General features: G+C 50.1%; 25 protein-coding genes and 1 other annotated feature. Of the genes, 13 read left to right on the top strand and 12 right to left on the bottom strand.

Going from position 1 to position 26,140, the window contains the following annotated elements:
• Nucleotides 1-42: 42 nt before the first annotated feature.
• The 4 genes from ACLJPQ_RS10620 to dnaK all read right to left on the bottom strand — a co-directional run bounded on the left by ACLJPQ_RS10620 (nucleotide 43) and on the right by dnaK (nucleotide 4,883).
• On the bottom strand, nucleotides 43-387 hold the full coding sequence (locus ACLJPQ_RS10620) for a phage holin family protein (RefSeq protein WP_000026889.1): 345 nt from the start codon (nucleotides 385-387) through the stop codon (nucleotides 43-45).
• 126 nt (nucleotides 388-513) lie between these two features.
• Nucleotides 514-1,461: a LysR family transcriptional regulator gene (locus ACLJPQ_RS10615; RefSeq protein ID WP_000534911.1), complete on the bottom strand. Its 948-nt coding sequence runs from the start codon at nucleotides 1,459-1,461 to the stop codon at nucleotides 514-516.
• Nucleotides 1,462-1,741: 280 nt separating this feature from the next.
• Nucleotides 1,742-2,881 carry a molecular chaperone DnaJ gene (dnaJ, locus tag ACLJPQ_RS10610; RefSeq protein ID WP_080185064.1) on the bottom strand — a complete coding sequence of 380 codons (1,140 nt, stop codon included), beginning with the start codon at nucleotides 2,879-2,881 and terminating at the stop codon, nucleotides 1,742-1,744.
• 85 nt (nucleotides 2,882-2,966) lie between these two features.
• Entirely contained in the window at nucleotides 2,967-4,883 is a 1,917-nt protein-coding gene (dnaK, locus tag ACLJPQ_RS10605; RefSeq protein WP_000516126.1) for a molecular chaperone DnaK, read from the bottom strand.
• 348 nt (nucleotides 4,884-5,231) lie between these two features.
• On the opposite strand from dnaK, the gene ACLJPQ_RS10600 reads away from it, so the two are divergent.
• The 3 genes from ACLJPQ_RS10600 to satP all read left to right on the top strand — a co-directional run bounded on the left by ACLJPQ_RS10600 (nucleotide 5,232) and on the right by satP (nucleotide 7,101).
• Complete coding sequence (locus ACLJPQ_RS10600) at nucleotides 5,232-5,636, top strand: DUF2541 family protein (RefSeq protein WP_001258086.1); 405 nt, start codon at nucleotides 5,232-5,234, stop codon at nucleotides 5,634-5,636.
• Between the two features lie 35 nt (nucleotides 5,637-5,671).
• Entirely contained in the window at nucleotides 5,672-6,385 is a 714-nt protein-coding gene (gene msyB, locus ACLJPQ_RS10595) for an acidic protein MsyB (protein ID WP_001103477.1), read from the top strand.
• Between the two features lie 149 nt (nucleotides 6,386-6,534).
• Nucleotides 6,535-7,101: an acetate uptake transporter gene (gene satP / locus ACLJPQ_RS10590; RefSeq protein ID WP_020898352.1), complete on the top strand. Its 567-nt coding sequence runs from the start codon at nucleotides 6,535-6,537 to the stop codon at nucleotides 7,099-7,101.
• A 56-nt stretch (nucleotides 7,102-7,157) separates the two neighbouring features.
• On the opposite strand, the gene mog is transcribed toward satP, so the two are convergent.
• Together mog and tal are read right to left on the bottom strand one after the other, a co-directional pair.
• Nucleotides 7,158-7,748, bottom strand: a complete 591-nt coding sequence (gene mog / locus ACLJPQ_RS10585; RefSeq protein WP_000380373.1) for a molybdopterin adenylyltransferase — start codon at nucleotides 7,746-7,748, stop codon at nucleotides 7,158-7,160.
• Nucleotides 7,749-7,858: 110 nt separating this feature from the next.
• Nucleotides 7,859-8,812 carry a transaldolase gene (tal, locus tag ACLJPQ_RS10580; RefSeq protein ID WP_000130175.1) on the bottom strand — a complete coding sequence of 318 codons (954 nt, stop codon included), beginning with the start codon at nucleotides 8,810-8,812 and terminating at the stop codon, nucleotides 7,859-7,861.
• Between the two features lie 268 nt (nucleotides 8,813-9,080).
• Here tal and ACLJPQ_RS10575 point away from each other — a divergent pair, with 268 nt between their 5' ends.
• Nucleotides 9,081-10,511 carry an alanine/glycine:cation symporter family protein gene (locus tag ACLJPQ_RS10575; RefSeq protein WP_001113818.1) on the top strand — a complete coding sequence of 477 codons (1,431 nt, stop codon included), beginning with the start codon at nucleotides 9,081-9,083 and terminating at the stop codon, nucleotides 10,509-10,511.
• 78 nt (nucleotides 10,512-10,589) lie between these two features.
• The gene (yaaA, locus tag ACLJPQ_RS10570) at nucleotides 10,590-11,363 is read left to right on the top strand and encodes a peroxide stress protein YaaA (protein WP_080185063.1); all 774 of its coding nucleotides are present in this window, start codon (nucleotides 10,590-10,592) and stop codon (nucleotides 11,361-11,363) included.
• Nucleotides 11,364-11,455: 92 nt separating this feature from the next.
• Here the strand turns inward: yaaA and thrC are convergent, their stop codons facing one another.
• The 6 genes from thrC to yjjY form a co-directional block, all read right to left on the bottom strand.
• Nucleotides 11,456-12,742, bottom strand: coding sequence for a threonine synthase (gene thrC, locus ACLJPQ_RS10565; protein ID WP_000781110.1), 1,287 nt, complete (start codon nucleotides 12,740-12,742; stop codon nucleotides 11,456-11,458).
• Between the two features lie 3 nt (nucleotides 12,743-12,745).
• On the bottom strand, nucleotides 12,746-13,675 hold the full coding sequence (thrB, locus tag ACLJPQ_RS10560; RefSeq protein WP_000241685.1) for a homoserine kinase: 930 nt from the start codon (nucleotides 13,673-13,675) through the stop codon (nucleotides 12,746-12,748).
• A 1-nt stretch (nucleotide 13,676) separates the two neighbouring features.
• The gene (gene thrA / locus ACLJPQ_RS10555; protein ID WP_001264677.1) at nucleotides 13,677-16,139 is read right to left on the bottom strand and encodes a bifunctional aspartate kinase/homoserine dehydrogenase I; all 2,463 of its coding nucleotides are present in this window, start codon (nucleotides 16,137-16,139) and stop codon (nucleotides 13,677-13,679) included.
• 25 nt (nucleotides 16,140-16,164) lie between these two features.
• Nucleotides 16,165-16,285: a sequence feature (Thr leader region), on the bottom strand.
• Entirely contained in the window at nucleotides 16,221-16,286 is a 66-nt protein-coding gene (gene thrL, locus ACLJPQ_RS10550; RefSeq protein WP_001575544.1) for a thr operon leader peptide, read from the bottom strand. It overlaps the preceding feature by 65 nt.
• A 213-nt stretch (nucleotides 16,287-16,499) precedes the next feature.
• A complete protein-coding gene (locus tag ACLJPQ_RS10545) occupies nucleotides 16,500-17,186 on the bottom strand; it encodes a tRNA/rRNA methyltransferase (RefSeq protein ID WP_001266773.1) in 687 nt (228 codons plus the stop codon).
• Nucleotides 17,187-17,585: 399 nt separating this feature from the next.
• The gene (gene yjjY, locus ACLJPQ_RS10540; RefSeq protein ID WP_001541509.1) at nucleotides 17,586-17,726 is read right to left on the bottom strand and encodes a protein YjjY; all 141 of its coding nucleotides are present in this window, start codon (nucleotides 17,724-17,726) and stop codon (nucleotides 17,586-17,588) included.
• Between the two features lie 95 nt (nucleotides 17,727-17,821).
• Here yjjY and arcA point away from each other — a divergent pair, with 95 nt between their 5' ends.
• The 8 genes from arcA to sthE all read left to right on the top strand — a co-directional run bounded on the left by arcA (nucleotide 17,822) and on the right by sthE (nucleotide 26,097).
• Nucleotides 17,822-18,538, top strand: a complete 717-nt coding sequence (gene arcA, locus ACLJPQ_RS10535) for a two-component system response regulator ArcA (RefSeq protein ID WP_001194359.1) — start codon at nucleotides 17,822-17,824, stop codon at nucleotides 18,536-18,538.
• A gap of 266 nt (nucleotides 18,539-18,804) precedes the next feature.
• The gene (locus ACLJPQ_RS10530) at nucleotides 18,805-19,119 is read left to right on the top strand and encodes a hypothetical protein (protein WP_080185062.1); all 315 of its coding nucleotides are present in this window, start codon (nucleotides 18,805-18,807) and stop codon (nucleotides 19,117-19,119) included.
• 384 nt (nucleotides 19,120-19,503) lie between these two features.
• Nucleotides 19,504-20,175: a winged helix-turn-helix transcriptional regulator gene (locus ACLJPQ_RS10525; RefSeq protein ID WP_000811635.1), complete on the top strand. Its 672-nt coding sequence runs from the start codon at nucleotides 19,504-19,506 to the stop codon at nucleotides 20,173-20,175.
• 338 nt (nucleotides 20,176-20,513) lie between these two features.
• Nucleotides 20,514-21,059, top strand: coding sequence for a fimbrial protein (locus tag ACLJPQ_RS10520; protein WP_001727855.1), 546 nt, complete (start codon nucleotides 20,514-20,516; stop codon nucleotides 21,057-21,059).
• A gap of 70 nt (nucleotides 21,060-21,129) precedes the next feature.
• On the top strand, nucleotides 21,130-21,813 hold the full coding sequence (gene sthA / locus ACLJPQ_RS10515; RefSeq protein WP_000680522.1) for a fimbrial biogenesis chaperone SthA: 684 nt from the start codon (nucleotides 21,130-21,132) through the stop codon (nucleotides 21,811-21,813).
• A 45-nt stretch (nucleotides 21,814-21,858) separates the two neighbouring features.
• Nucleotides 21,859-24,396, top strand: a complete 2,538-nt coding sequence (locus tag ACLJPQ_RS10510; RefSeq protein WP_080185061.1) for a fimbrial outer membrane usher protein — start codon at nucleotides 21,859-21,861, stop codon at nucleotides 24,394-24,396.
• Between the two features lie 17 nt (nucleotides 24,397-24,413).
• Nucleotides 24,414-24,971 (top strand): fimbrial protein, encoded by a 558-nt coding sequence (locus tag ACLJPQ_RS10505; protein WP_023993828.1) that lies wholly within the window; start codon nucleotides 24,414-24,416, stop codon nucleotides 24,969-24,971.
• A gap of 40 nt (nucleotides 24,972-25,011) precedes the next feature.
• The gene (gene sthE, locus ACLJPQ_RS10500; RefSeq protein WP_080185060.1) at nucleotides 25,012-26,097 is read left to right on the top strand and encodes a fimbrial major subunit SthE; all 1,086 of its coding nucleotides are present in this window, start codon (nucleotides 25,012-25,014) and stop codon (nucleotides 26,095-26,097) included.
• Nucleotides 26,098-26,140: the final 43 nt, after the last annotated feature.

Here is a 26,140-nt window from a genome sequence, read left to right as displayed (position 1 = left end):
GCGTAAAAGGCTCACGGATGAGCCTGATACTGCGAATGATAATTAATCTGAATTATTTCCTTCGATAATTTTTTTAATCCGCCGCCCAAGAATTTTTAAGATCGGACTCGCGAAAACACCGCCTAAGCCTGCCGCCAACAGAACAATGTTGAAACTGCATTCTTTTTCGATCGCAATCGCGCTTAACAAGAAACTGGTGAAGCAGGAAATCACGATCTGCGTTAAGCAATATTTAATACTTTCATGAGAACTATTATATTCTGTCTTATCTTTGCGTAAAAGATAGCTGACAAAGCCTCCCCACGCGCCAATCGAAATAATAGTGAGTAAGATCTCTAGCTCCAATAGCACAACTTCCGTTGTCGACACATGGTTGGGAATAGACATTTTAACACTCCGAAATCATTATAAATGAATAATTAACACAAGGAGTGTAAGCGCCCTGTCAGAAGGGTAAAAATCAAAGCACATCATTTAAAACCATATTAAATCAAAGCGTAAAAATGAGGTGTATTAGCGACGGAAGGAGGAAAGCGTTTGTAACATACTTACCATCTCATTAATCGTCGATATATTTCTACTATTTTTATTCCAGGATGCATAGACCTGAACTGACTTCAAAGCCAGTTCGGGCGGAGGCTGAATAAATTTAATGTCATATTTACGATGATTTTTATAAAAAAGCGCTAATTTCAAAGGCATCAATGCAATCAATGAGGTTCGTTCGATCATGCTCATCAAACCGTTAAGCGAATCACTGCGATAGCCGACAATACGCCTGCCAGTATAGTAAAGCTCATCCTTAAATAATTCGCTATCATGATATATCACTGAAGCCCCCATCCCCGGCTGATATAACGCATGACGCGAAGAATAAAAATGATGTAGCGACAGTTGTGAGAGGGTACTCAGCATGTGTTTACTGCTACAGATACAAACAAATGATTTAAAACTATCAATAATTTGATTCTCTATGCCGGACTCCAGCAAAGGTTCGGCACTAATCAACAGATCGCCTTGCGCAGTAAACAGAAGTTCGCTGATATGCTCCCGACTCATATTTCTGACAGTGAAATGATTTATCAAAATACGGTCAAATATATCGCTGTTATAGAGCTGAGAAAGATAATAGCTTTCAACAATATCACTGCCTAATAACGTTATCTGGAACGCTTCATCTTTTTTGCTATTACAGAGAAATGTATCATCCACCAGTTTCATCACCTGACTGAAATTTTGGTGAATGTCGACAGCCTTAGCTGTGGGGATGAGCCCGCCTTTCCCTCTGCTAAACAGCTCTTCCGGGTAATAACTCTGCAGGCGCTTTAACGCCAGAGAAACGGCAGCCGGTGTAATGCCTAACTTTTTTGCCGCCATAGCCGCATTTCCTGACAAAATAACAGCGTCAAGAATTTTGATTAAATTATAATCAAAGCTCTTGTTGGCACCTTTCGATCCCATTCGCTGTCTGCCTCCGGAAACTAAAAAAAGCAATATAGATAATACTCAAGATAAATCAATTCACAGCATCTAAAAAAGCAATCATTAATGTCATCACATCACGTTTTTTTAAAGAATAAGCGTATACAAAACTGCTGATTAACATCAATTTGTTTATCAGTAAAAACAAAATATCAACAAATGAGAGGATACGATGCGTTTAACAGAGGCCTGGGCGCGTACAGGCAGAAAAAAGCCCGGATATACACCCGGGCTGAAGAAAAATACAACGGGAAAAAGATTAGTGAGTCAAATCGTCAAAGAATTTTTTCACGCCGTCAAAGAAGCTTTTTGAACGCGGGCTGTTTTTCTCTCCCGTCGGGCCGCCAAAACTTTCCTGAAGATCTTTTAGCAATTGCTTCTGTTTTTCGCTCAGACCGACCGGCGTTTCAACCACCACACGGCACAGCAAATCACCCTGCGCGCCACCGCGTACGGACTTCACGCCTTTGCCGCGCATACGGAACAGCTTGCCCGTTTGTGTTTCGCTCGGTACTTTCAGCATCACGCGACCATCTAACGTCGGCACTTCAATTTCACCGCCCAGCGCCGCCATCGCAAAGTTGATCGGCACTTCGCAATAAAGATTATTGCCTTCACGCTCGAAAATAGGGTGTTGTTTCACCTGGACCTGAACGTACAAGTCGCCTGCCGGTGCGCCATGCTCGCCCGCTTCGCCCTCGCCTGCCAGACGAATACGATCGCCGGTATCCACGCCCGCCGGGATTTTAACGGACAGAGTTTTACTCTTTTCAACACGCCCATGACCGTGACATTTATGGCACGGATCTTTGATCAGCGTACCGCGTCCCTGACAGTGTGGGCAGGTCTGCTGTACAGCAAAGAATCCCTGGCGCATCTGTACCTGACCAGAACCATGACAGGTCGGACAGGTTTGCGGTTGCGTGCCAGCTTTCGCCCCGCTGCCGTGGCAAACGTCGCACTCCTCCAGCGTCGGAATACGGATCTCTTTGGTCACGCCACGCACCGCTTCTTCCAGGGTGAGATCCATGTTATAACGCAAATCAGCCCCACGCGCCGCACGTTGGCGACCACGCCCGCCGCCAAAGATATCGCCAAAAACGTCACCAAAGATATCACTGAAATCAGCGCCGCCATTAAAGCCGCCGCCAAATCCGCCGCCCATACCGCCTTGTTCAAACGCGGCGTGACCATACTGATCGTAGGCTGCGCGTTTTTGCGCATCGGTCAGCACTTCATAGGCTTCTTTAATCTCTTTAAATTTAGCTTCGGCCTCTTTATCACCCTGATTGCGGTCCGGATGATATTTCATGGCCAGGCGCTTATACGCCTTTTTGATTTCACGCTCTTCCGCTGTTTTGGAAACGCCTAAAATCTCGTAGTAATCTCTTTTCGCCATCTCTTTTTATCTGCCCTTAACATGCATACACGGGCGGAGAGGAAACCTCTTCGCCCGTGCCAGTAATTACCCGTTCAAAGGGCGATTATTTTTTATCTTTTACTTCTTCAAACTCAGCGTCGACAACGTCGTCATCTTTCGCGTTGTTTGCAGAAGCGTCAGCGGAGCCAGCCTGCTGCTGCGCATGTTGCTGCTGAGCGATTTCCATCAGTTTCTGGGAAACCTGCGCCAGTTCCTGCATTTTCGCTTCGATAGCGGCTTTATCTTCGCCTTTCAGGGCAGTTTCCAGCGCGCTCAGGGCAGACTCGATAGCGGTTTTGTCATCAGCCGGCAGTTTATCGCCTGCTTCTTCAACCTGCTTACGGGTGCTGTGCAGCAGATGGTCACCCTGGTTACGGGTCTGAACCAGCTCTTCGAACTTACGGTCGGATTCAGCGTTCGCTTCTGCATCGCGAACCATTTTCTGAATTTCTTCCTCGTTCAGACCAGAAGACGCCTTGATGGTGATCTTCTGCTCTTTGCCGCTGTTTTTATCTTTCGCGGAGACGTGCAGGATACCGTCAGCATCGATATCGAAGGTGACTTCGATCTGCGGCATACCGCGCGGCGCCGGGTTGATGCCATCCAGGTTGAACTGACCCAGAGATTTGTTATCAGACGCACGTTTACGCTCACCCTGCAGCACATGGATGGTTACCGCAGACTGGTTGTCTTCCGCAGTAGAGAACACCTGGCTGTGCTTGGTCGGGATGGTGGTGTTTTTGGTGATAAGCGGAGTCATCACGCCACCCATCGTTTCGATACCCAGAGACAGCGGGGTAACGTCCAGCAGCAGTACGTCTTTCACATCACCGGTCAATACGCCGCCCTGTACCGCTGCGCCGATAGCCACAGCTTCGTCCGGGTTAACGTCTTTACGCGGCTCTTTACCAAAGAACTCAGCCACTTTTTTCTGCACCATTGGCATACGGGTCTGACCGCCAACGAGGATCACGTCGTTGATATCAGACACGGACAGGCCAGCGTCCTGCAGTGCGACTTTCAGCGGCTCGATAGAACGGTTCACCAGATCTTCAACCAGGCTTTCCAGTTTTGCACGAGTCACTTTGATGTTCATGTGTTTCGGACCGGTGGCATCTGCGGTAATGTACGGCAGGTTCACGTCGGTCTGCTGCGCAGAAGACAGCTCGATTTTGGCTTTTTCTGCGGCTTCTTTCAGGCGCTGCATGGCCAGCGGATCGTTACGCAGGTCAATGCCCTGATCTTTCTTAAACTCGTCAACGAGGTAGTTGATCAGGCGGGTATCGAAGTCTTCACCACCCAGGTGGGTATCACCGTTGGTTGCCAGAACTTCAAAGGTTTTTTCGCCATCAACTTCGTCGATTTCGATAATAGAGATATCGAAAGTACCACCACCGAGGTCGTAAACCGCGATAGTACGGTTGCCGACTTCTTTATCCAGACCGTAAGCCAGCGCTGCGGCAGTCGGTTCGTTGATGATACGTTTAACTTCCAGCCCCGCGATACGACCAGCGTCTTTGGTAGCCTGACGCTGCGCATCGTTAAAGTAAGCCGGTACGGTGATAACCGCTTCAGTTACCGGTTCGCCCAGATAATCTTCAGCCGTTTTCTTCATTTTCTTCAGCACTTCGGCAGAAATCTGCGGCGGCGCCATTTTCTGACCTTTCACATCAAGCCATGCGTCGCCGTTGTCGGCGCCGATGATTTTGTACGGCATGATAGAAACGTCACGTTGAACTTCTTCGTCCTGGAAGCGGCGGCCAATCAGGCGTTTAATCGCAAACAGGGTGTTTTGCGGGTTTGTCACTGCCTGACGTTTAGCCGGCTGACCAACCAGAGTTTCACCATCCTGGGTATAAGCAATGATAGAAGGCGTAGTGCGATCGCCCTCGGCGTTCTCCAGCACGCGTGCCTGCGTTCCATCCATAATCGCTACACAAGAGTTGGTAGTACCCAGGTCGATACCAATAATTTTACCCATCTAAACGTCTCCACTAAAAATTCGGTCATCATGTGGTTGTGAATCTGTAATAAGGGCGAAACGTGCGGTTTCAACTACCCTGAATCGTTTTTTTTCAGACTCACCACTGCGGTTGACTACAAGATGGGGTCGTAACCCACGTCATCAAGGGGGAGATGAAAAAATTTTTTAGTGACGAGAGGGCGCGATGGAAAACCAGACAGACAAACATTCATGAAATAAATTAAATAACGAATACCATTCACAGAAAAATTGTAATAAAAAGAAAAGATTACAAAACTGAATCGTTGCCATGAGCAGAGTATGATAGACGGTAATTGCTTATTGAACCCGTCAAAGAGAAATTCCATGCGATCTGTGTTAACGATTTCCGCCGGCCTGCTTTTCGGCCTGGCGTTAAGTAGCGTCGCGCACGCGAACGACCATAAAATACTGGGTGTTATTGCCATGCCCAGAAATGAAACGAACGATCTCACGCTGAAAATTCCCGTCTGCCGCATCGTGAAGCGCATTCAACTCACGGCGGATCACGGCGACATCGAACTTAGCGGCGCATCCGTCTATTTTAAAACTGCGCGTAGCGCCAGCCAAAGCCTGAACGTCCCTTCCTCAATCAAAGAGGGCCAGACAACAGGCTGGATCAATATTAATAGCGATAACGACAACAAACGCTGCGTATCAAAGATTACCTTCTCAGGCCATACGGTAAATTCTTCCGATATGGCGAGACTTAAAGTCATTGGCGACGATTAATCGCTGTTATTTCTATTCCAAAAGCCAGACTGAAAATGAACGTCACCTATTTACACGACGAGGATTTAGACTTTCTTCAGCATTGTAGCGAAGAACAACTCGCCGATTTCGCCCGTTTGCTGACGCATAACGAAAAGGGCAAAGCTCGCTTGTCGAGCGTCCTTAGTCATAACGAGCTGTTCAAAGCGATGGAAGGTCACCCGGAGCAACACCGCCGTAACTGGCAGCTCATTGCCGGCGAGTTTCAGCATTACGGCGGCGACAGTATCGCCAACAAATTGCGCGGACACGGAAAACAGTACCGCGCGATTCTGCTGGATGTCGCAAAACGGCTAAAACTTAAAGCAGATAAAAGCATGTCGACGTTTGAAATAGAACAGCAACTGCTGGAGCATTTTTTACGTCATACCTGGCAGAAGATGGACGCGGCGCATAAGCAGGAATTTCTGCAAGCCGTAGACGCCAAAGTTTCTGAACTGGAAGAACTGCTGCCGCTGCTCATGAAAGATCGCAGTCTGGCAAAAGGGGTCTCCCACCTGCTTTCCACCCAGCTTACCCGCATTTTACGTACCCATGCCGCAATGAGCATCCTGGGCCACGGATTGCTGCGCGGCGCAGGTCTTGGCGGCCCGGTCGGCGCGGCGTTAAACGGCGTCAAAGCGATGAGCGGCAGCGCGTATCGCGTGACTATTCCGGCGGTGTTGCAAATAGCCTGCCTGCGACGAATGATGGCAGCCGTTCAGGCGTGAATGCCCTCACTGGGGGAAATATTTTCTTTTCCCCCTTATTAGATCATAGACAGTCCTCTTCCCCCTGATTATTATGCCGCGCCCCGAATACGGAACTCGTTATTCTGGGAAACTATTTCACCATTCAATTATGATGATTTTGAGGAATTATGGGCAACACTAAGTTGGCTAATCCGGCACCGCTGGGCCTGATGGGCTTCGGCATGACCACCATTCTGCTTAACCTGCACAATGCCGGTTTTTTCGCCCTGGACGGTATTATTCTGGCGATGGGGATTTTCTACGGCGGTATCGCGCAAATTTTTGCCGGTCTGCTGGAGTATAAAAAAGGCAATACCTTTGGTTTAACGGCCTTTACCTCTTACGGTTCGTTCTGGCTGACGCTGGTCGCTATCCTGCTGATGCCGAAAATGGGCCTGACGGATGCGCCTGACGCTCGGCTACTCGGCGCTTATTTAGGTCTGTGGGGCGTGTTCACGCTGTTTATGTTCTTCGGTACGCTGAAAGCCGCCCGCGCGCTGCAATTTGTTTTCCTGAGCCTGACCGTACTGTTCGCTCTGCTGGCGGTCGGCAATATCACCGGTAACGAAGCCATTATCCATATCGCAGGCTGGGTTGGTCTGGTTTGCGGTGCCAGCGCTATTTATCTGGCGATGGGTGAAGTGCTAAACGAGCAATTTGGCCGCACTATTCTGCCAATCGGCGAGGCGCACTAAATCTCTTTTATTCCTCCCGCACCGGGAGGAATAACCCTACTATCAGTATCTTCCGGTCAGGACGACATATTCTCACGTCTGGCGCTCTTCGGACGGAAAGCGGCAACCACTTCCGGCGCGGTTTCGACATACGGCCCGTCAAGCAGCTGTATGCAATACGGCACGCTCGCAAAAATGCCCGGCACGCTAACGCTGCCATCGTCCGCTTTTACGCCTTCCAGCGTTTCTTTGATCGATTTTGGCTGTCCAGGCAGATTAAGAATTAACGCCTGTTTACGGATAACGCCCACCTGGCGGGAAAGAATGGCGGTCGGCACAAAGCGCAGGCTGATCTGGCGCATCTGTTCGCCAAAACCTGGCATTTCACGGTCAGCGATGGCAAGGGTCGCGTCCGGCGTGACGTCGCGACGCGCCGGACCGGTACCGCCAGTGGTCAGCACCAGATGACAGCTCATCTCATCAACCAGTTCACACAACGTTTGCTCGATAATTTCCTGTTCATCAGGAATTAAGCGCCGCTGGACCTCGAAAGGCGTGGTCAGCGCAGAAGCGAGCCACTCCTCAAGCGCAGGAATGCCTTTATCCTGGTAAACGCCGCTTGAAGCGCGGTCGGAGATAGAAACTAAGCCAATACGTAAGGTATCCATGATTATTCCGTTTAAACAGTCTCGTTAAACAGAATGATACACTGCGAAGGGAAGGACAGACAGGTTTCAGAAGAGGTAGCGTGACCCATATCAGGGCCACGCGTTAATGATTACAGCAGATCGCCGATCATTTTTTCCAGTTTTTCCTGGTCTACCGCAAACTTACGGATACCATCCGCCAGTTTGTCCACCGCCATGGGGTCCTGGTGATGCTGCCACAGGAACTCGGCTTCGGTAATGCGTTCCGGACGCGCTTTGACTTCGCCGGAGAAAGAGAGCTTACGCTCAATCGCCCCTTCGCTTTCCGCCAGTTCTTTCAGCAATGCCGGCGCGATAGTCAGACGGTCGCAGCCCGCCAGTTCCAGAATTTCGCCTACGTTACGGAAGCTTGCGCCCATAACGACGGTTTCGTAACCATGCTGTTTGTAGTACTCGTAGATTTCCGTTACGGAAACCACGCCCGGATCTTCAGCTGGCGCATAGTCTTTCTTGTCGGTATTGGCTTTATACCAGTCAAGAATACGACCTACGAACGGCGAGATCAGGTAGACGCCCGCTTCGGCGCACGCACGCGCCTGCGCGAAGGAGAACAGCAGCGTCAGGTTACAGTTGATGCCTTCTTTTTCCAGCTGTTCGGCTGCACGAATGCCCTGCCAGGTGGACGCCAGCTTGATCAGGATACGATCGTTGCTGATACCCGCATCATTGTAGAGTTTAATGATACGTTTTGCTTTGGCGATAGACGCTTCAGTGTCATAAGACAGACGCGCGTCAACTTCGGTAGAAATACGCCCCGGCACCAGCTTCAGGATTTCCAGGCCAATATTCACCGCCAGCTTATCGGTCGCGTCAACAACCTGCTGCGCGCGGTCGCTGCTCTGCTGTTTCGCCCAGGCGACAGCATCGTCAATCAGCTTACGATATTCCGGGATTTGCGCTGCGTTAAGAATGAGAGAAGGGTTAGTTGTAGCATCCTGCGGCTGGTACAGCTTCATTGCCGCGATATCTCCGGTATCAGCCACTACGGTGGTGAACTGACGAAGGGAGGTCAATTTGTCCGTCATGATAGAGTTTCTCTTTAAACAGCTTGTTAGGGGATGTAACCGGTCTACCCTGATGATAACACGACGCACTCACAGCGCAACCGCCTACATGCACCTGGCTGCCCTTGTGCACTGTTTGCGTATCTGCCGACGGTTGATGCGCAATTAAAGGATACCGCCGTATTTATGGTAAACTGCCGTTAATATTAGTCTGACAAGGTCATCTACATCATGGGTCACGCTTATACAGGATCATCAAAGCGTGACGGCATCAACAAGAGGGACGTTAATGCCTGAGTTTTTCAGTTTTATTAACGAAATACTCTGGGGCTCGGTAATGATTTACCTGCTGCTCGGCGCAGGATGTTGGTTTACCTGGCGTACCGGATTCATTCAATTTCGTTATATTCGCCAATTTAGCCGCAGTCTGAAAGGCAGCCTTAGCCCGCAGCCAGGCGGCCTGACGTCATTTCAGGCGCTGTGTACCAGCCTCGCGGCGCGGATTGGCAGCGGTAATCTGGCCGGCGTGGCGCTGGCTATCGCCGCAGGCGGTCCCGGCGCGGTATTCTGGATGTGGGTCTCGGCCATCATTGGCATGGCGACCTCCTTCGCCGAGTGTTCGCTTGCCCAGCTTTATAAAGAACGTGACCCGACAGGCCAGTTCCGCGGCGGCCCGGCGTGGTATATGGCGCGTGGGCTGGGAATGCGCTGGATGGGCGTGGTTTTCGCCCTCTTTCTGCTCGTCGCCTACGGGTTGATTTTTAATAGCGTGCAGGCGAATGCCGTCTCACGCGCGCTCCATTTCGCCTTCAACATTCCGCCGCTTATCTCCGGCATTGCTCTGGCGTTCTGTGCCCTGTTAATTATCATTCGCGGCATAAAAGGCGTCGCCCGCCTGATGCAATGGCTGATTCCCCTCATCGCGTTATTGTGGGTCGCCGGCAGCGTATTCATTTGCCTCTGGCATATTGAGCAAATGCCTGGCGTTATCGCCTCGATAGTCAAAAGCGCATTTGGCTGGCAGGAAGCCGCGGCAGGCGCAGCCGGATATACGCTCACTCAGGCTATTACCAGCGGTTTTCAGCGTGGGATGTTCTCTAATGAAGCGGGAATGGGGTCAACGCCTAATGCAGCCGCAGCGGCAACGTCGTATCCCCCTCACCCTGTCGCGCAGGGGATTGTGCAAATGATTGGCGTATTCAGCGACACCATTATCATCTGTACCGCCAGCGCGATGATTATCCTGCTGGCGGGGAATCACGCGTCCCACTCGTCAACAGAAGGCATTCAGCTTCTCCAACATGCAATGGTTTCGTTGACCGGTGAATGGGGCGCCAGTTTTGTCGCGCTTATCGTCATTCTGTTCGCGTTCAGTTCTATCGTCGCCAACTATATTTACGCCGAGAACAATCTGTTTTTTCTGCGGTTACATAACGCAAAGGCCATCTGGCTATTACGCCTTGCGACGCTTGGCATGGTCATCGCCGGTACGCTCATCAGTTTTCCGCTGATATGGCAGCTTGCTGACATGATCATGGCCTGTATGGCTATTACCAATCTGACGGCGATTTTGTTGCTCTCACCGGTGGTGTATACCCTCGCCGGCGATTATCTGCGACAACGGAAACTGGGCGTAAGACCGCAGTTCGATCCGCGGCGCTTCCCGGATATCGAACCACAACTGGCGCCAGATACCTGGGAGGCAGCATCGCGCGATTAAGCCGACAATCGCAACCATCGGTCAACTCTGCGGCGTTTTTTTGCTAAAGTCGCAGAAAATTCCCTGCAAGGACTGAATATGCTGATTCTGATTTCACCTGCAAAAACGCTTGATTATCAAAGCCCGCTGGCCACGACCCGCTATACCCAGCCGGAGCTGTTGGATCACAGCCAGCAGCTTATTCAACAGGCCCGCCAGCTTTCGGCGCCGCAAATTTCCAGGCTGATGAGAATTAGCGACAAACTGGCGGATCTCAACGCCACGCGTTTTCATGACTGGCAGCCTCATTTTACGCCGGATAATGCACGCCAGGCGATTCTGGCGTTCAAAGGCGATGTTTATACCGGTCTACAGGCGGAAACGTTCAACGACGCGGATTTTGATTTTGCTCAACAACATCTGCGTATGCTCTCTGGCTTGTATGGCGTATTGCGCCCGCTGGATTTAATGCAGCCTTATCGTCTGGAGATGGGGATTCGCCTGGAGAATCCGCGCGGCAAAGATCTTTATCAATTCTGGGGCGATATCATTACCGATAAGCTCAACGAAGCGCTTGAGGCGCAGGGCGATCGGGTGGTGGTGAATCTGGCCTCTGAGGAATATTTTAAATCGGTGAAGCCGAAGAAACTGAATGCCGAGCTGATTAAGCCCGTGTTCCTTGATGAGAAAAACGGCAAGTTTAAGGTGGTAAGCTTCTACGCCAAAAAAGCGCGCGGACTGATGAGCCGTTTTATTATTGAAAACCGCTTAACGAAGCCGGAACAGCTTATCGCGTTTGACCGTGAAGGGTATTTCTTTGATGAAGAAACCTCCACACAAGACGAGCTGGTCTTTAAACGCTACGAGCAGTAACGACATCGCCGGATGGCGGTTACGCCTTATCCGGCCTACAAATCGACACCACCCATAGGCCCGGTAAGCGACATCGCCACCGGGCGCAATGGTTACTGGCGGGTCATCATTAGCTTACGCAGGGCGGCAAAATCCGCAGGCAGATGATGTGAAAGCAGCGGCAGATCGGCGCGTTCGGCGAGCGCTTCAGGCAAGGCCAGCGTTTCTCCCAGAATGGACTCCACGCTTTCTTTAAACTTCGCCGGATGCGCCGTTCCGAGAAACAAGCCATACTCGCCAGGGTTTAACTGGTCGCGTAATGCCCGATACGCTACCGCCGCATGAGGTTCCGAGATATAACCTTTCGCTTTCAGCTCGCGCATCGTCTGTTGTGTCGTAGTGTCATCCACCGCCGCATAGCCCAGCTCAGTCAGGCGCCAGATTTTACGGCGGAATAGCTCCTCCACGCGCGGCCAGTTATTCGGCTGGCTGACATCCATCGCATTCGACAGGGTCGCCTGCGTCGCTTTCGGCGCCCACTTTCCGTCATGCAGAAAACGCGGCACCGTGTCGTTGACGTTGGTGGCGGCGATAAAACGTTTCACCGGTAGGCCTAACGACTTCGCCAGCAGCCCTGCCGTCAAATCGCCAAAGTTGCCGCTGGGGACGGAGATCACCAGTTGGTTACGCGCCCCCTGCGGCAGTTGCGCCACGGCTTCAAAGTAGTAGCAAATTTGCGCCAACAGGCGGCTGATATTAATCGAATTAGCCGAATTCAGCCCCAGCGCCGTTTTCAGTTCTTCGTCATCAAATGCCTGTTTCACCAGCGCCTGGCAAGCGTCGAAATCGCCGTCGATCGCCACGGTTTCAATGTTGCCGCCCAGCGTACAGAACAGTTTTTCCTGCAACGGACTGATTTTACCGCGCGGGTAGAGAATGACGACCCGCACATTTTCCAGGCCATAGAACGCGTGAGCCACCGCCGCGCCGGTATCGCCTGACGTTGCGGTCAGAATCGTCACCGGTTTGTCGCCGCTGATATGCGTCAGCATTTGCGCCATAAAACGCCCGCCGAAGTCTTTAAAGGCCAGCGTCGGACCATGGAACAGCTCCAGGCAGCCGACATCGCTTTCTACCTGCGCTACCGGCGCCGGGAACGCAAACGCCGCGCGGACGCGCTCTTCCAGAATTTGCTGCGGTATTTCATCGCCAATAAATGCCGAGAGGATCTTTGCGCTACGGCTGACAAAGTCCTGGTTGAGCATCTCATCAATTTCCGTCAGGCTAAACTCCGGCAGTTCGTGCGGAAAAAAAAGTCCCTGCTGTTTGCCCAGTCCTTGCGTGACGGCCTGCGCAAAGCTGACCTGCTCATTATGGTCTTTCAGATTATAGAGTTTCATTGATTATCCCACTACTCGTGCGCCCGCCGTATCCAGCCGGCAAATATGAACGAAGCCTTCCTGATTTTGCAGATAATGTTTGCTCAGCCAGTCCGCGACGCGCTGCGCCGTCTCCGGTTTATCGCATAGCGCAAACAGCGTCGGCCCCGATCCTGAAATCCCGCTCGCCAGCGCGCCGATCTCCGACACCGCCTGCCGCGCCTGGCTAAAGCCCGGCAGTAAACGCGCGCGGTATGGTTCGGCAATAACATCTTTCATCAGCGCGGCGGCAAGCTGCGGCTGCCGCGAGTAACAGGCGTGAATAAAACCGGCCAGATGCCGTCCATGCGCAATGCAATCCTGACGGCGATACTGCGCAGGCAAAATGGCCCGTGCTTCTGCGGTAGAAACTTTAATGCCCGGATAAGCCAGTACCCATAGCCACTCATCAAAGCCCGGCACCTGCTGACTAATAATGCCGTTTTCTTCAATCATCAACTGCATACCGCCAAGAAAGCACGGCGCGACGTTATCGTAATGGATGCTGCCGGAGATACGGCCTTCCAGCTCGCCCATCAGCGCCAACAGACGCGTGTCGTTTAACGGTTTGCCGCAGTGCTCATTCATCGCGACCAGCGCAGCGACGACGGAACAGGCGCTGGACCCTAACCCGGAACCAATCGGCATATTTTTTTCCAGCGTCATCGCCACCGGGATGGTTTTCCCCAATGCCTGGCAAAAACGTTCCCAGCACTGATAAACAATATTTTCACGCGGCTCCGGCGGCAGTTTATCGGCAAATCGCCCCAGGTTATGCAGACGGAAATGGTCCGCTGCTTCAACGGATACCACATCGCCCAGCAACGTGCCGTCAACGGGTGTGACGGCTGCACCCAACACGTCGAAACCGACGCTCATGTTCGCGCTGGAAGCCGGGGCATACACTTTCACCATGTTAAACTCCTAACTTCCATGAGAGGGTCCGTAACAGATCGGCAAACACGCCCGCCGCCGTCACATCATTGCCTGCGCCGTAGCCGCGCAGCACCAACGGCAAGGGCTGATAATAGTGGCTGTAGAACGCCAGCGCGTTTTCACCGTTTTTCACTTTGAAGAGCGGATCGTTACCATCAACTTCGGCAATCTTCACGCGGCACACGCCATCCTCTTCGATATTGCCCACATAGCGCAATACCTTACCTTCATCACGAGCTTTTGCCACACGGGCGGCAAACGCGTCGTCAAGCTGCGGCAGATGCGCCATAAAAGCGGTCACATCGCCGGAGGCGTCAAACTCGTCCGGCAACACCGGTTCAATCACGATATCGGAAAGCTCCAGCTCGCGGCCCGTCTCGCGGGCGAGGATCAACAGTTTACGCGCCACATCCATACCGGAAAGATCGTCGCGCGGATCGGGTTCGGTATAGCCCATCTCGCGCGCCAGCGCGGTCGCCTGTGAGAGACTCATCCCCTCTTCCAGTTTACCGAAAATAAAAGAGAGCGACCCGGAAAGAATGCCGGAAAATTTTTGCAGTTCATCACCGGCATTCAGCAGGTTTTGCAGGTTCTCGATTACCGGCAAACCGGCGCCGACGTTGGTGTCATACAAGAATTTGCGCCGTGATTGCGCGGCGGCGAAACGTAGCTGATGGTAGTAGTCCATCGACGAGGTGTTCGCTTTCTTGTTTGGCGTCACCACATGGAATCCTTCACGCAGGAAGTCGGCATACTGGTCGGCCACCGCCTGACTGGAGGTACAATCAACAATCACCGGATTGAGTAGATGATATTCTTTCACCAGGCGAATTAAGCGTCCCAGATTGAACGGCGCGTTCGCTTGCGCCAGTTCCGCCTGCCAGTTGTCCAGATTCAGGCCATGCACATTGGTTAGCAACGCCTTTGAGTTCGCCACGCCGCACACGCGTAGATCGATGTGCTTGTTCTTCAACCAGGTTTGCTGACGTTTAAGCTGTTCCAGTAGCGCGCCGCCGACGCCGCCGACGCCAATGACAAACACTTCAATCACCTGATCGGTATTGAACAGCATCTGGTGCGTTACCCGCACGCCGGTGGTGGCATCGTCGTTATTCACCACCACAGAAATGGAACGCTCAGAAGATCCCTGAGCGATCGCCACGATATTGATATTGGCCCGCGCCAGCGCGGCGAAGAATTTCGCTGAAATGCCGCGTAGCGTGCGCATACCGTCGCCGACAACAGAGATAATCGCCAACCGCTCCGTAACCGCCAGCGGCTCCAGCAGCCCCTCTTTCAGCTCCAGATAGAACTCATCCTGCATCGCACGGCGGGCACGCGCGCAGTCACTCTGCGGCACACAGAAGCTGATGCTGTACTCAGAGGAGGACTGGGTAATGAGCACCACCGAGATCCCGGCGCGAGACATGGCGGCGAAAACACGCGCCGCCATCCCAATCATCCCTTTCATTCCCGGGCCGGAGACGCTAAACATCGCCATGTTGTTAAGGTTAGAGATCCCTTTAACCGGCAGATTATCATCGTCGCTGGACGCGCCGATCAGCGTTCCTGGTGCCTGCGGATTGCCGGTATTTTTAATCAGACAGGGGATCTGGAACTGGGCGATAGGCGTAATGGTGCGAGGGTGAAGAACTTTGGCGCCGAAGTAAGAGAGTTCCATCGCTTCCTGGTAGGACATCGATTTCAGCAGCCTGGCGTCCGGCACCTGGCGCGGGTCACAGGTATACACGCCATCGACGTCAGTCCAGATTTCACAGCAGTCAGCGCGTAAACAGGCGGCCAGCACGGCGGCGGAATAGTCGGAACCATTACGGCCCAGCACCACCAGTTCACCCTTTTCATTACCGGCGGTAAAGCCCGCCATCAGGATCATGTGATCGGCCGGGATCTGGCTGGCGGCGATACGGCGAGTCGATTCCGCGATATCGACGGTAGATTCAAGGTAATGGCCCACCGCCAGCAATTTTTCTACCGGATCGATCACCGTGACGCGATGCCCACGCGCCTCCAGAAGTCCCGCCATAATCGCGATCGACATTTTTTCGCCACGGCAAATCAGCGCAGCGTTGATGCTGTCCGGGCACTGACCCAGCAGGCTGATACCATGCAAAACATGTTTGATCTGAGCGAATTCTTGTTCGACAACCATTTTCAACCGTGCAAGCGGGAATCCCGGCTGCGCGCTGGCAAGTCCTGCGAGCAGGTCAGAAAAAATACGTTCGGCATCGCTGATATTCGGCAAAGCATCCTGGCCGCCGATAGTTTTTTCAATCATCGCCACCAGATGGTTGGTAATTTTCGCGGGGGCGGAAAGTACGGTCGCTACCTGCCCTTGCCTGGCATTGCTTTCCAGAATATCGGCAACACGCAGAAAACGTTCTGCATTTGCCACTGATGTACCGCCGAACTTCAACACTCGCATGGTTGTTACCTCGTGATCTCTGGTCGAAAAAAAAGCCCGCACTGTTCAGGTGCGGGCTTTTTTCTGTGTTTCCTGTACGCGTCAGCCCGCACCGTTACCTGTGGTAATGGTGATGGTGGTAATGGTGGTGGTGCTGATGCGGTTCATGGATGTTGTGTACTCTGTCATTTTTATTTGTCTGTCTTGTATTCCTATATTGGTTAAAGTATCTGCCCGCCTAAGTCAATAAATTTTTAAATTGATCACATTCCGAAACTTGTTCATGTGCTGCTGGCGATATATTTATTTTCAACCAATTCCCCCTGTTATGATCTCTTGCAACCAGACGTAATCTCTTATTATTTTAAAAATTACAGCACGTTATTTTGTTAGTTTTTTTTCAATATCATGGACCAAACGGTGCAACATTACCGTATCTCGCTGTCCCAGCAGGCCGATTCGCTGTTGTAGCCAGTCGGTTAATTTGTGGTCATCGGCCGCCTCCAGAGTCGTTAGCAGGCGTAAAAGGCGCGCGCGTAACGCCTGTAACTGCGATTCATCAGCAATATCAACGGATTCAGTGGTCTGTTGCATTAAACCTGCTAATTGATAGCAATACACCATGACCGCCTGACCCAGATTGAGCGAAGGGTAATCCGCCACCATCGGCACGCCGGTCAATACATCCGCCAGCGCCAGCTCATCATTGGTCAAACCGGAATCCTCACGGCCAAAAACCAGCGCGGCATGACGCATCCAGCGTGATTTTTCCTGTAATAAGGGAACCAGTTCAGCGGGCGAAGCGTAGTAATGAAATTTTGCCCGGCTGCGGGCTGTCGTCGCTACGGTAAAATCCACATCGTGGAGCGCGTCGGCAAGGGTGTGGAAAACCTCAATATTATCAATAATATCTCCAGATCCATGTGCGACCCAACGGGTGGCGGGCTCCAGGTGCGCCTGGCTGTCGACAATACGCAGGTCAGTAAATCCCATGGTCTTCATTGCCCGGGCGGCTGCGCCGATATTTTCCGCTCTGGCGGGAGCGACAAGAACGATTGTTACACGCATTTCATTACTCTTTTTGACTAATTTACAGGAAATTAGCTGGCGTTTGTAAGCATATTACGCTTCGCAAATTTACAAAATTTTAACGGATATCACTGAAAAAGCATTTTTGATTTCGTAAAAGACGCTACACTATTGCGTATCTGTACTATTGCTGTTTATGTTAACAGAACATCGTTATCCTGCTGTTTATTTAGGATAATTTAATTTAAAATAGATCCTGTTCTTTGGATTCATCACATTTATTAGTTGGCTTACGTAACTAGTTGGAATATTGCAAATTTGTGATGAAAGCTAGCATTTAGCTACGATGATTTCATCAAACTGTTAACGTGCTACAATTGAACTTGATATATGTCAACGAAGCGTAGTTTTATTAGGTGTCCGGTACGTCTTAGCCTGTTATGTTGCTGTTAAAATGGTTAGGATGACAGCCGTTTTTGACACTGTCGGGTCCAGAGGGAAAGTACCCACGACCAAGCTAATGATGTTGTTGACGTTGATGGAAAGTGCATCAAGAACGCAATTACGTACTTTAGTCATGTTACGCCGATCATGTTAATTTGCGACATGCATCAGGCAGGTCAGGGACTTTTGTACTTCCTGTTTCGATTTAGTTGGCAATTTAGGTAGCAAACATGCAGACCCCGCACATTCTTATCGTTGAAGACGAGTTGGTAACACGCAACACGTTGAAAAGTATTTTCGAAGCGGAAGGCTATGATGTATTCGAAGCGACAGATGGCGCGGAAATGCATCAGATCCTCTCTGAATATGACATCAACCTGGTGATCATGGATATCAATCTGCCAGGGAAAAACGGTCTCCTGTTAGCGCGTGAACTGCGTGAACAGGCTAACGTTGCGCTGATGTTCCTGACGGGCCGCGATAACGAAGTCGACAAAATTCTCGGCCTCGAAATCGGCGCGGATGATTACATCACCAAACCGTTTAACCCACGCGAATTGACCATCCGTGCCCGCAACCTGCTGTCCCGTACCATGAACCTGGGTACCGTCAGCGAAGAGCGTCGTAGCGTTGAAAGCTACAAGTTCAACGGTTGGGAACTGGATATCAACAGTCGTTCACTGATCGGCCCGGACGGCGAGCAGTATAAACTACCGCGCAGCGAGTTCCGCGCGATGCTGCATTTCTGCGAAAACCCTGGCAAAATTCAGTCGCGCGCAGAGCTGTTGAAGAAAATGACCGGCCGCGAGCTGAAGCCGCATGACCGTACTGTTGACGTTACCATTCGTCGTATTCGTAAGCATTTCGAATCCACGCCGGATACGCCGGAAATCATCGCCACCATTCACGGCGAAGGTTATCGCTTCTGCGGCGACCTGCAGGATTAATTCGGCCCAGGCGCCGAACCGTAAAAACAGCCGGTAAGTTATTCTTACTGGCTGTTTCTTATGTCCCCCTTCCGCTAAGCGGCCTCGCTTTCCCTCCTGACCTGCCGTTATGACGTACTCTTTTACATAAAAATTGTCGTATAGCGCTGTTTATCTCAGCTTGCGAAAGTTAAGGTAGTTTGTGTATTTACATTAAAGAGTAATACACGGGATTTGTTAGTCCCCAAAAAATAAGGGGATGCTCACAGGACGTGAGGTTTCAAAGGATGAAAAAATCACCATTATGCTGCTACCTGTTTTGTGCAGCGATGTCAGCTTCATCAGCCGCGCTGGCTGCTACCGCGCCGGTCTCCGCAGGCGTTATTCATTTCAAAGGCCAGATAGTCGAATATGGTTGTAATCTTGCGCCTCACGATCGCAATATCGAGATATCATGTTTGCGGAATAATATCCCCCATTTACAGACAGTCGCCACACCGTCTGGAAACGCTATTTCGTTGATGGATGGAATAGCCACGGTACGGCACGTGTCGTTAAAAGATCATCCGGAGATTCAAAGCCTGATTGTCCAGTACCGCTAACCGCTTATGGCTCCCGCCGGGAGGAGTTCCGGCAGGCGGCGATTTCGCTCAGTAAAACGCCGCCCGCCTGCATTTTGTTCTTTTCTCTCATTCGTATCCTACAACAGCGATGTTCATCGCTTCGCTATCCTGTACGCTCTACGCGCTCGTTAAGCACGGTACCTATGATAGCTGTCATAAAATGATTGCAAATAAAATCATCACATTTACTATGGTTAACCTTACAAACAGCATTGTCGCTCATGCATTGATAAGGTGAATATATTGACTTAAATATTCTTGTTGGCTATTTTAATTTACTTAATTATAATTTTAAGTGAATATTAAATTTATCTTTACCTTTTAATAGTCAACCACTTTATCAGCCATAATAATGGGGAAGATATGAAGCAGTTAAACGGCGGGAATGTGTATCGTCCCACAGGGAAAGAAAAAAACCTGCAAGCCATTTTAAATATTCATCGACACGTTATTCAAAACATCTCCCCTGTCACTATTACGGCCGGTAAAACACTGGATATCAAGATTGATAATCAATCCCACATCCTGTTAATCACTAAAGGCGCTATTAAAGTATGTCGGCGTATCGACAGCATTGTAATGGGCTGCGGTGTCTCACCAATGATTTTAGGCCTTGTAGATGCCTATGCTGACTTATACCAGTTAGAAGAGAATTCAGACGTCTTTTTTATCGCCGAAACCACCTGTGAATATTATCCTGTCCCAGTAAAAGATTTTGTGGAAATAGCCGATGAAAAGCATCTCTGGCGTGACATTTCGAACATCCTGATGTACCGCATTGCTTTCATGACTAACCGTGACAGAAACCTTATCGGGCAGGACGCCTATAGCCAGATAAAAGCGCTGTTACTTGAACTGTGGTCGTATCCTGAAAGCTCACGATTTGAGATCAACGCACAGAACTTCATACAGCAGAGAACCGGGCTTTCACGCAGCCGTATCATGCAGGTACTTTCAGAACTAAAAGCGGGGGACTATATAAAAATACTGCATGGAAGATTGTTAGAGCTTCGAAACCTGCCGGTTTCATTTTAAACGGACAAGCGTCGTATATTCTTAAAAATAAAGCAATATAGAGTTAAATAAATCCTCCAGGAAATAATAACTATTATCAAAAAAGAGATCTTGCTCTATAAATCCAGTCATCAACCATACTTCTTTAGTGGTATTTTATTAAACTTTGTTACCGGGTCCGAAACTGGACTGCCGTTCAATATTGCATCAGAATTTTTATTGAGTTCATAGTTGATATACGTAGAATAGCCGCCTGCTTATCTACAGAACAGAAAGAAGCGCATACAGAGTAAAATATAATATTTTATTTTATATAGCTATCTTTATTTTTCAGCGAATTGAATCAGGCAACAATTAATATGTTTAATAAGAAAATTATCATCCTGGCAATGTTAACTGCCGTAGCATCCACACCGGTATTTGCCCAGAACACGATTACGTTCAATGGCAAAATTTACGATCAGGCGTGTACGGTTCAGGTTAATGGCTCCACGGATACCACCATTGATTTAGGTAATTACAGCAAAGAACGCATCGCGGAAAAAGGCGCCACAACCGATTACGTGCCGTTTACCGTAAGCCTGGTTAGCTGCCCGGAAGCAGGGACTGGCGTACCGACCCAGGCCATGTTCCGCTTCCACGGCGCAACAGATGATTCCAACCCAACGTACTTCAAAAACGCGGACGAAGGATCGGAAACGGGCGCCGCGGGTGTCGGTATTTCTATTCAGAACGCTTCACATAGCGATGTGACAGATAACACGGATGATGCCGCAGTGAACTTGCCAACCGACGGCTCGAAAGCAGACTTTACCTATTACGCCGCCATGGCAAACGATGGTTCCGCAACCGTAACCGGTGGAGATGTTAGCACTCAGGTTACGTATACCGTTTCGTATCAGTAAGGCATTCTCATCCTGATGTGGACAGGCAGGATGCCAGTCCATAGCGCAAAACATCTTTACAGAGTAAAAAATGAAACACATAAAGAAATCCGTGTTGGTCGTATTACTGACAAGCCATGTTGCCCATGCCAGCATTGTTGTTGGCGGAACCCGACTGGTTTTCGACGGCAATAATGATGAGTCGTCAATCAATGTAGAGAATAAAGACAGCAAAGCGAATCTTGTTCAGTCATGGTTATCGGTTGCCGATCCCCAGGTCACAAATAAGCAGGCGTTTATTATCACCCCGCCTCTTTTTCGCCTTGATGCCGGGCAAAAGAACAGTATTCGGGTTATTCGCTCTGGCGCCCCCCTACCTGCAGATCGGGAGTCTATGTACTGGCTCAATATTAAGGGTATTCCTTCTATTGATGATAATGCCTCCGCGAACCGCGTGGAAATCTCCATTAATACCCAAATAAAGCTTATATATCGACCGCCAGCATTAACAAAATCAACGCCTGATAGCCAGAGCCAACAATTAAAATGGCAGACGGCAGGTGATGTTATTACCGTAAATAACCCCACTCCCTATTATATGAACTTTGCCAGTGTGACGCTTAACAGCCATGAAGTGAAATCAGCGACCTTCGTTCCGCCAAAATCATCAGCGTCATTTAAATTGGGTTCTACTGCCGCCCCTCATGGCACGGTAACGTGGCGATTAATCAGCGATTATGGGATGAGTTTAGAGCCGCATTCCGGTTCATTCTAGCCATTAACGACTTCACTTTACTTTTACCCTTTCAGGACTTTTACTGTGCAATTCTCCAGAGTAGAGCCCCGTTCTCAATTAGCGTTATCGTTTCTCTTTATATGCTGTTCCATAAAACCAGCGTTAGCGCATGATCATTTTAATCCATTATCGTTGGAAAATGATGAACCGGGCGTGGAGAATGTCGATCTATCGGTTTTCGAAAAGGGGGGGCAGGCAGAAGGCACCTATAATGTTGATATTTATATTAATAACACCAGTGTTGAAACAAAAAATATTGCCTTTAAAAATAAAAAATCAGCAGATAATAAGCTCTCCCTACAGCCGTGTCTTAGCGTTGAACAACTCAAGCAGTGGGGCGTAAAAACAGAAAACTTCCCCGAGCTTAAAAATGACCCAAACGGGTGTACCGATCTTAGTCTGCTGGCTGGCGCTGTAGCAAAGTTTAATGTCATCGGTAACCGGCTGGATTTAGCGATCCCTCAAATCGCGTTGATCGCCGACCCGCGAGAATTCGTCCCTACCAGCGAATGGGATGAAGGCATTAATGCTTTTTTGCTGAACTACAGTTTTACCGGATCGCAGGATCACGATATTGATGAAAACCGGACGGAAAATAGCGAATACGCTAACCTGCGCCCTGGTATTAACATTGGCGCATGGCGTTTTCGTAACTACTCAACCTGGAATCATGATAGCGATGGGCAAAATAGCTGGGATTCTGCCTACACCTATGTTTCTCGCGATATCGAATTTTTAAAAGGACAGCTGATCGCCGGGGAAAATAACACGCCCGCGGACGTCTTTGACAGTATTTCATTTAAAGGCGTACAGATCTCTTCTGATGACGATATGTTGCCGGACAGTATGAAAGGGTTCGCCCCGGTCATTCGCGGGGTGGCCAAAAGCAGCGCGCAGGTAACCGTTGAACAAAACGGTTATACCATCTACAAAACTAACGTTCCGGCGGGTCCATTCGCCATCAATGATCTTTATCCAACCGGCGGTTCGGGCGACCTGTACGTCACCATCAAAGAATCCGATGGTTCTGAACAGCATTTCATTGTGCCCTACGCCAGCGTTCCGGTATTACAGCGTGAAGGCCACCTGAAATACGACCTGACGGTAGGCCGCACGCGTTCATCAGATACGCATTCCGCGCAACAGAACTTCGCTGAACTGACGGCCTTATACGGATTAGCAGGCGGCATAACCGCCTATGGCGGAATAGAGAGTACGCTGAGCAATGATGTTTATCATGCGGCGCTCATCGGGACAGGTTTAAACCTTGGCGATCTGGGCGCATTGTCTTTAGACGTCACCAACTCATGGTCAAAAATTAAAGCAGGCGATGTGGTTAGCGATACGCTTACCGGACAATCCTGGCGTATTCGTTACAGCAAAGATATTCAGTCAACAGGCACCAATTTCACTGTCGCCGGCTACCGTTATTCGACCAAAGATTACTACGCTCTTGAGGATGTGCTGGATACCTATAGCGATAATAGTCACTATGATCATGTACGTAATCGCACCGACCTGTCGTTATCGCAAGACATTATCTACGGTTCCATTTCACTCACTTTATATAATGAAGATTACTGGAATGACACTCATACCACATCATTAGGTATTGGCTATAACAACACATGGCATAACGTAAGCTATGGCATTAACTATTCTTATACGCTGAACGCCGATAATTCTCAGGATGAAGATGACGATACGGAAGACAGTAATGACCAGCAAATTTCAATCAATATTAGTATTCCGTTAGATGCCTTTATGCCGTCAACGTATGCCACCTACAATATGAACTCCGCGAAAGACGACGATACCACGCACACTGTCGGTTTAAACGGAACAGCGCTGGCACAGAAAAATCTCTCATGGAGCGTTCAGGAAGGTTATTCCTCTCAAGAGAAAGCCACCAGCGGTAATGTGAGCGCAACCTATAACGGGACGTATGCGGATATTAACGGCGGGTATAGCTACGATAATCATATGCGTCGCCTGAATTATGGCGTTCAGGGCGGCGTACTACTACATCGAAATGGCCTGACACTATCCCAGCCAATGGACGACACCATCATATTGGTTAAAGCCCCTGGCGCAGCGGGTGTCCCCGTGAATAACGAAACGGGCGTGGACACCGATTTTCGGGGCTATGCCGTCGTACCTTATGCTTCGCCTTACCATCGTAATGAAGTGTCTTTAGATACGACGGGCATTAGAAAAAATATTGAGCTCATTGATACCAGTAAAACGCTGGTGCCTACCCGTGGCGCGGTGGTCAGGGCTGAATATAAAACCAATATTGGTTACAAGGCATTGATGGTATTAACCCGCATAAACAATCTGCCTGTTCCTTTTGGCGCGACCGTCTCGTCTTTAACAAAACCAGACAATCACAGCAGTTTTGTTGGTGATGCGGGGCAGGCCTGGTTAACCGGACTGGAAAAACAAGGGCGGTTATTAGTGAAGTGGGGACCAACAGCAGCAGACCGGTGTCAGGTCTCTTACCGTATACCGAGCTCCCCCTCCGCTTCTGGCGTAGAAATCTTACACGAGCAATGCCAGTGATTCTGGTGGGATAAAAGATGAATATGAACAGATTTGCTGCATTAGCCACCCTGTTAACGTTCACGGGTCTGGCATTATGGTCGCCCTCGATCAACGCGGCATACAATACCGCAGATGCCGTAGACATTAACGTTACGGGATTAATTTATGCCGATCCGTGTACCGTTACGGTACCTGACACGATCTCTCTTGGACAATATGCCCGGGCGGATATCGCCGTGGCCGGTGGCAATACCGCCACCATTCCTTTCACCATAAAAATGACGAATTGCCCGGCAACGACCACAAAAGCCGCGATTTCATTTAACGGCGTACCTTATCCCGATCCAAATTATGCTTCTGCGATTTATGCAAACAGCGCGGCCAATCCGGCGCAGGATTTAGGATTACAGCTTTTTAACCTGGACGGTAAAAGTCTGGTCAATCTGGCCAACAACGTCACTTACACGGTGGATATCAACAGTAATACCCATGAAGCCAATTTGCCTGTCGCCGCAAGGATGTATACCCCGTATGGAAAAGTCACGGCAGGGGATTTCACGTCCGTTGTGACGATCACTATCGCATGGCAATAACATCTTTCTATTTCACCTGGTATAAAAGCAGGAATTTTTCATGAGAAGGTTATATCTGGCGCTTATTCTGCTGTTCGCGTGTTCCGGTCATAGTTACGCCTCCTGTAAACGTTCCGGTAATGAAGGCGCGATCACTATCACCCCGCCGTCGCAGCTTGTGGTGGATAGCCACGCCTATACCGCAGGCGAGGTATTGTGGCAATCGGGCTGGGTTTCCACCTCCGAAGTCACAATGGATGGCTGTAGTCGCGATTATAAGGTCGGTTTTTTATATGAACCCGGTAGCGCGCAGTCAAATGCATCAGCGACAATCAATGCGAATGACGGGAACAACACGCCGGTATTTAGCACCGGGATTTCCGGCGTGGGCATTGCGATTAAAACCCAAACGAATGCTGGCCCTTACGATAATGTCATGCCAATCGATAATACCTACCATAATGGCGATGGCAATAAAACACACCATGCGATGGCTCCCGCCTACAATGTTGAACTGGTCGCCTTAGGCGGTCCGATCACCTCCGGTACCGCGACATTCCAAAGTCCACTGGCGCGCGTATCTTTTCGCGATAGCGCAACGGAAGACTCCGGCGGCGATATCCTGACCCATCTGTATTTGGGGAATACGCAATTGATTATGAAAGCGATGGGATGTCGGGTAGAAACACCTGCCATCACCGTGGATTTAGGCAGCGTCAATTTAGGCAGTTTCGCTAACAGTCAAACCGCGGGCACAGGCGAGCAGGATATCTTATTGACCTGCGAACAAGGCACCGCTATTTCCGCATCGTTAAGCGCCCAACCGGCCAGCGGAAACAATCCTGATAATTCAGTCATCCAGTTGAGCAATGCAAGCGCGCCAACCAGCGCAACCGGCGTTGGCGTACAGTTGGGTATTCAGGCGCCGGACGCCGGTTTCTTTACCGACAGTTTGCCAATCAATCAAAAAATTGATCTCTTTACTCACACGATTACCACCAATGCCGATGGCAGCCAGACGGTTAACGGCGGAACCATGAATATGTCGACCACCCTGAAAATTAGCGCGCGCTACTATAAAACCGCCGCCACGGTAACGGCCGGGCAAGCGAATGCCACGGCAACATTAAACCTGACCTATAACTAACGGCATCACAGTTTCTGGCGCTGCGCGGGAAAACGTTAACGCG

Origin of the sequence: Salmonella sp. SAL04213, from assembly GCF_046550535.1 — a bacterium.
Lineage (GTDB): Bacteria > Pseudomonadota > Gammaproteobacteria > Enterobacterales > Enterobacteriaceae > Salmonella > Salmonella enterica.
The sequence above is the reverse complement of the archived record's forward strand: the minus strand, read 5'-3'. Positions and strand labels throughout refer to the sequence as shown.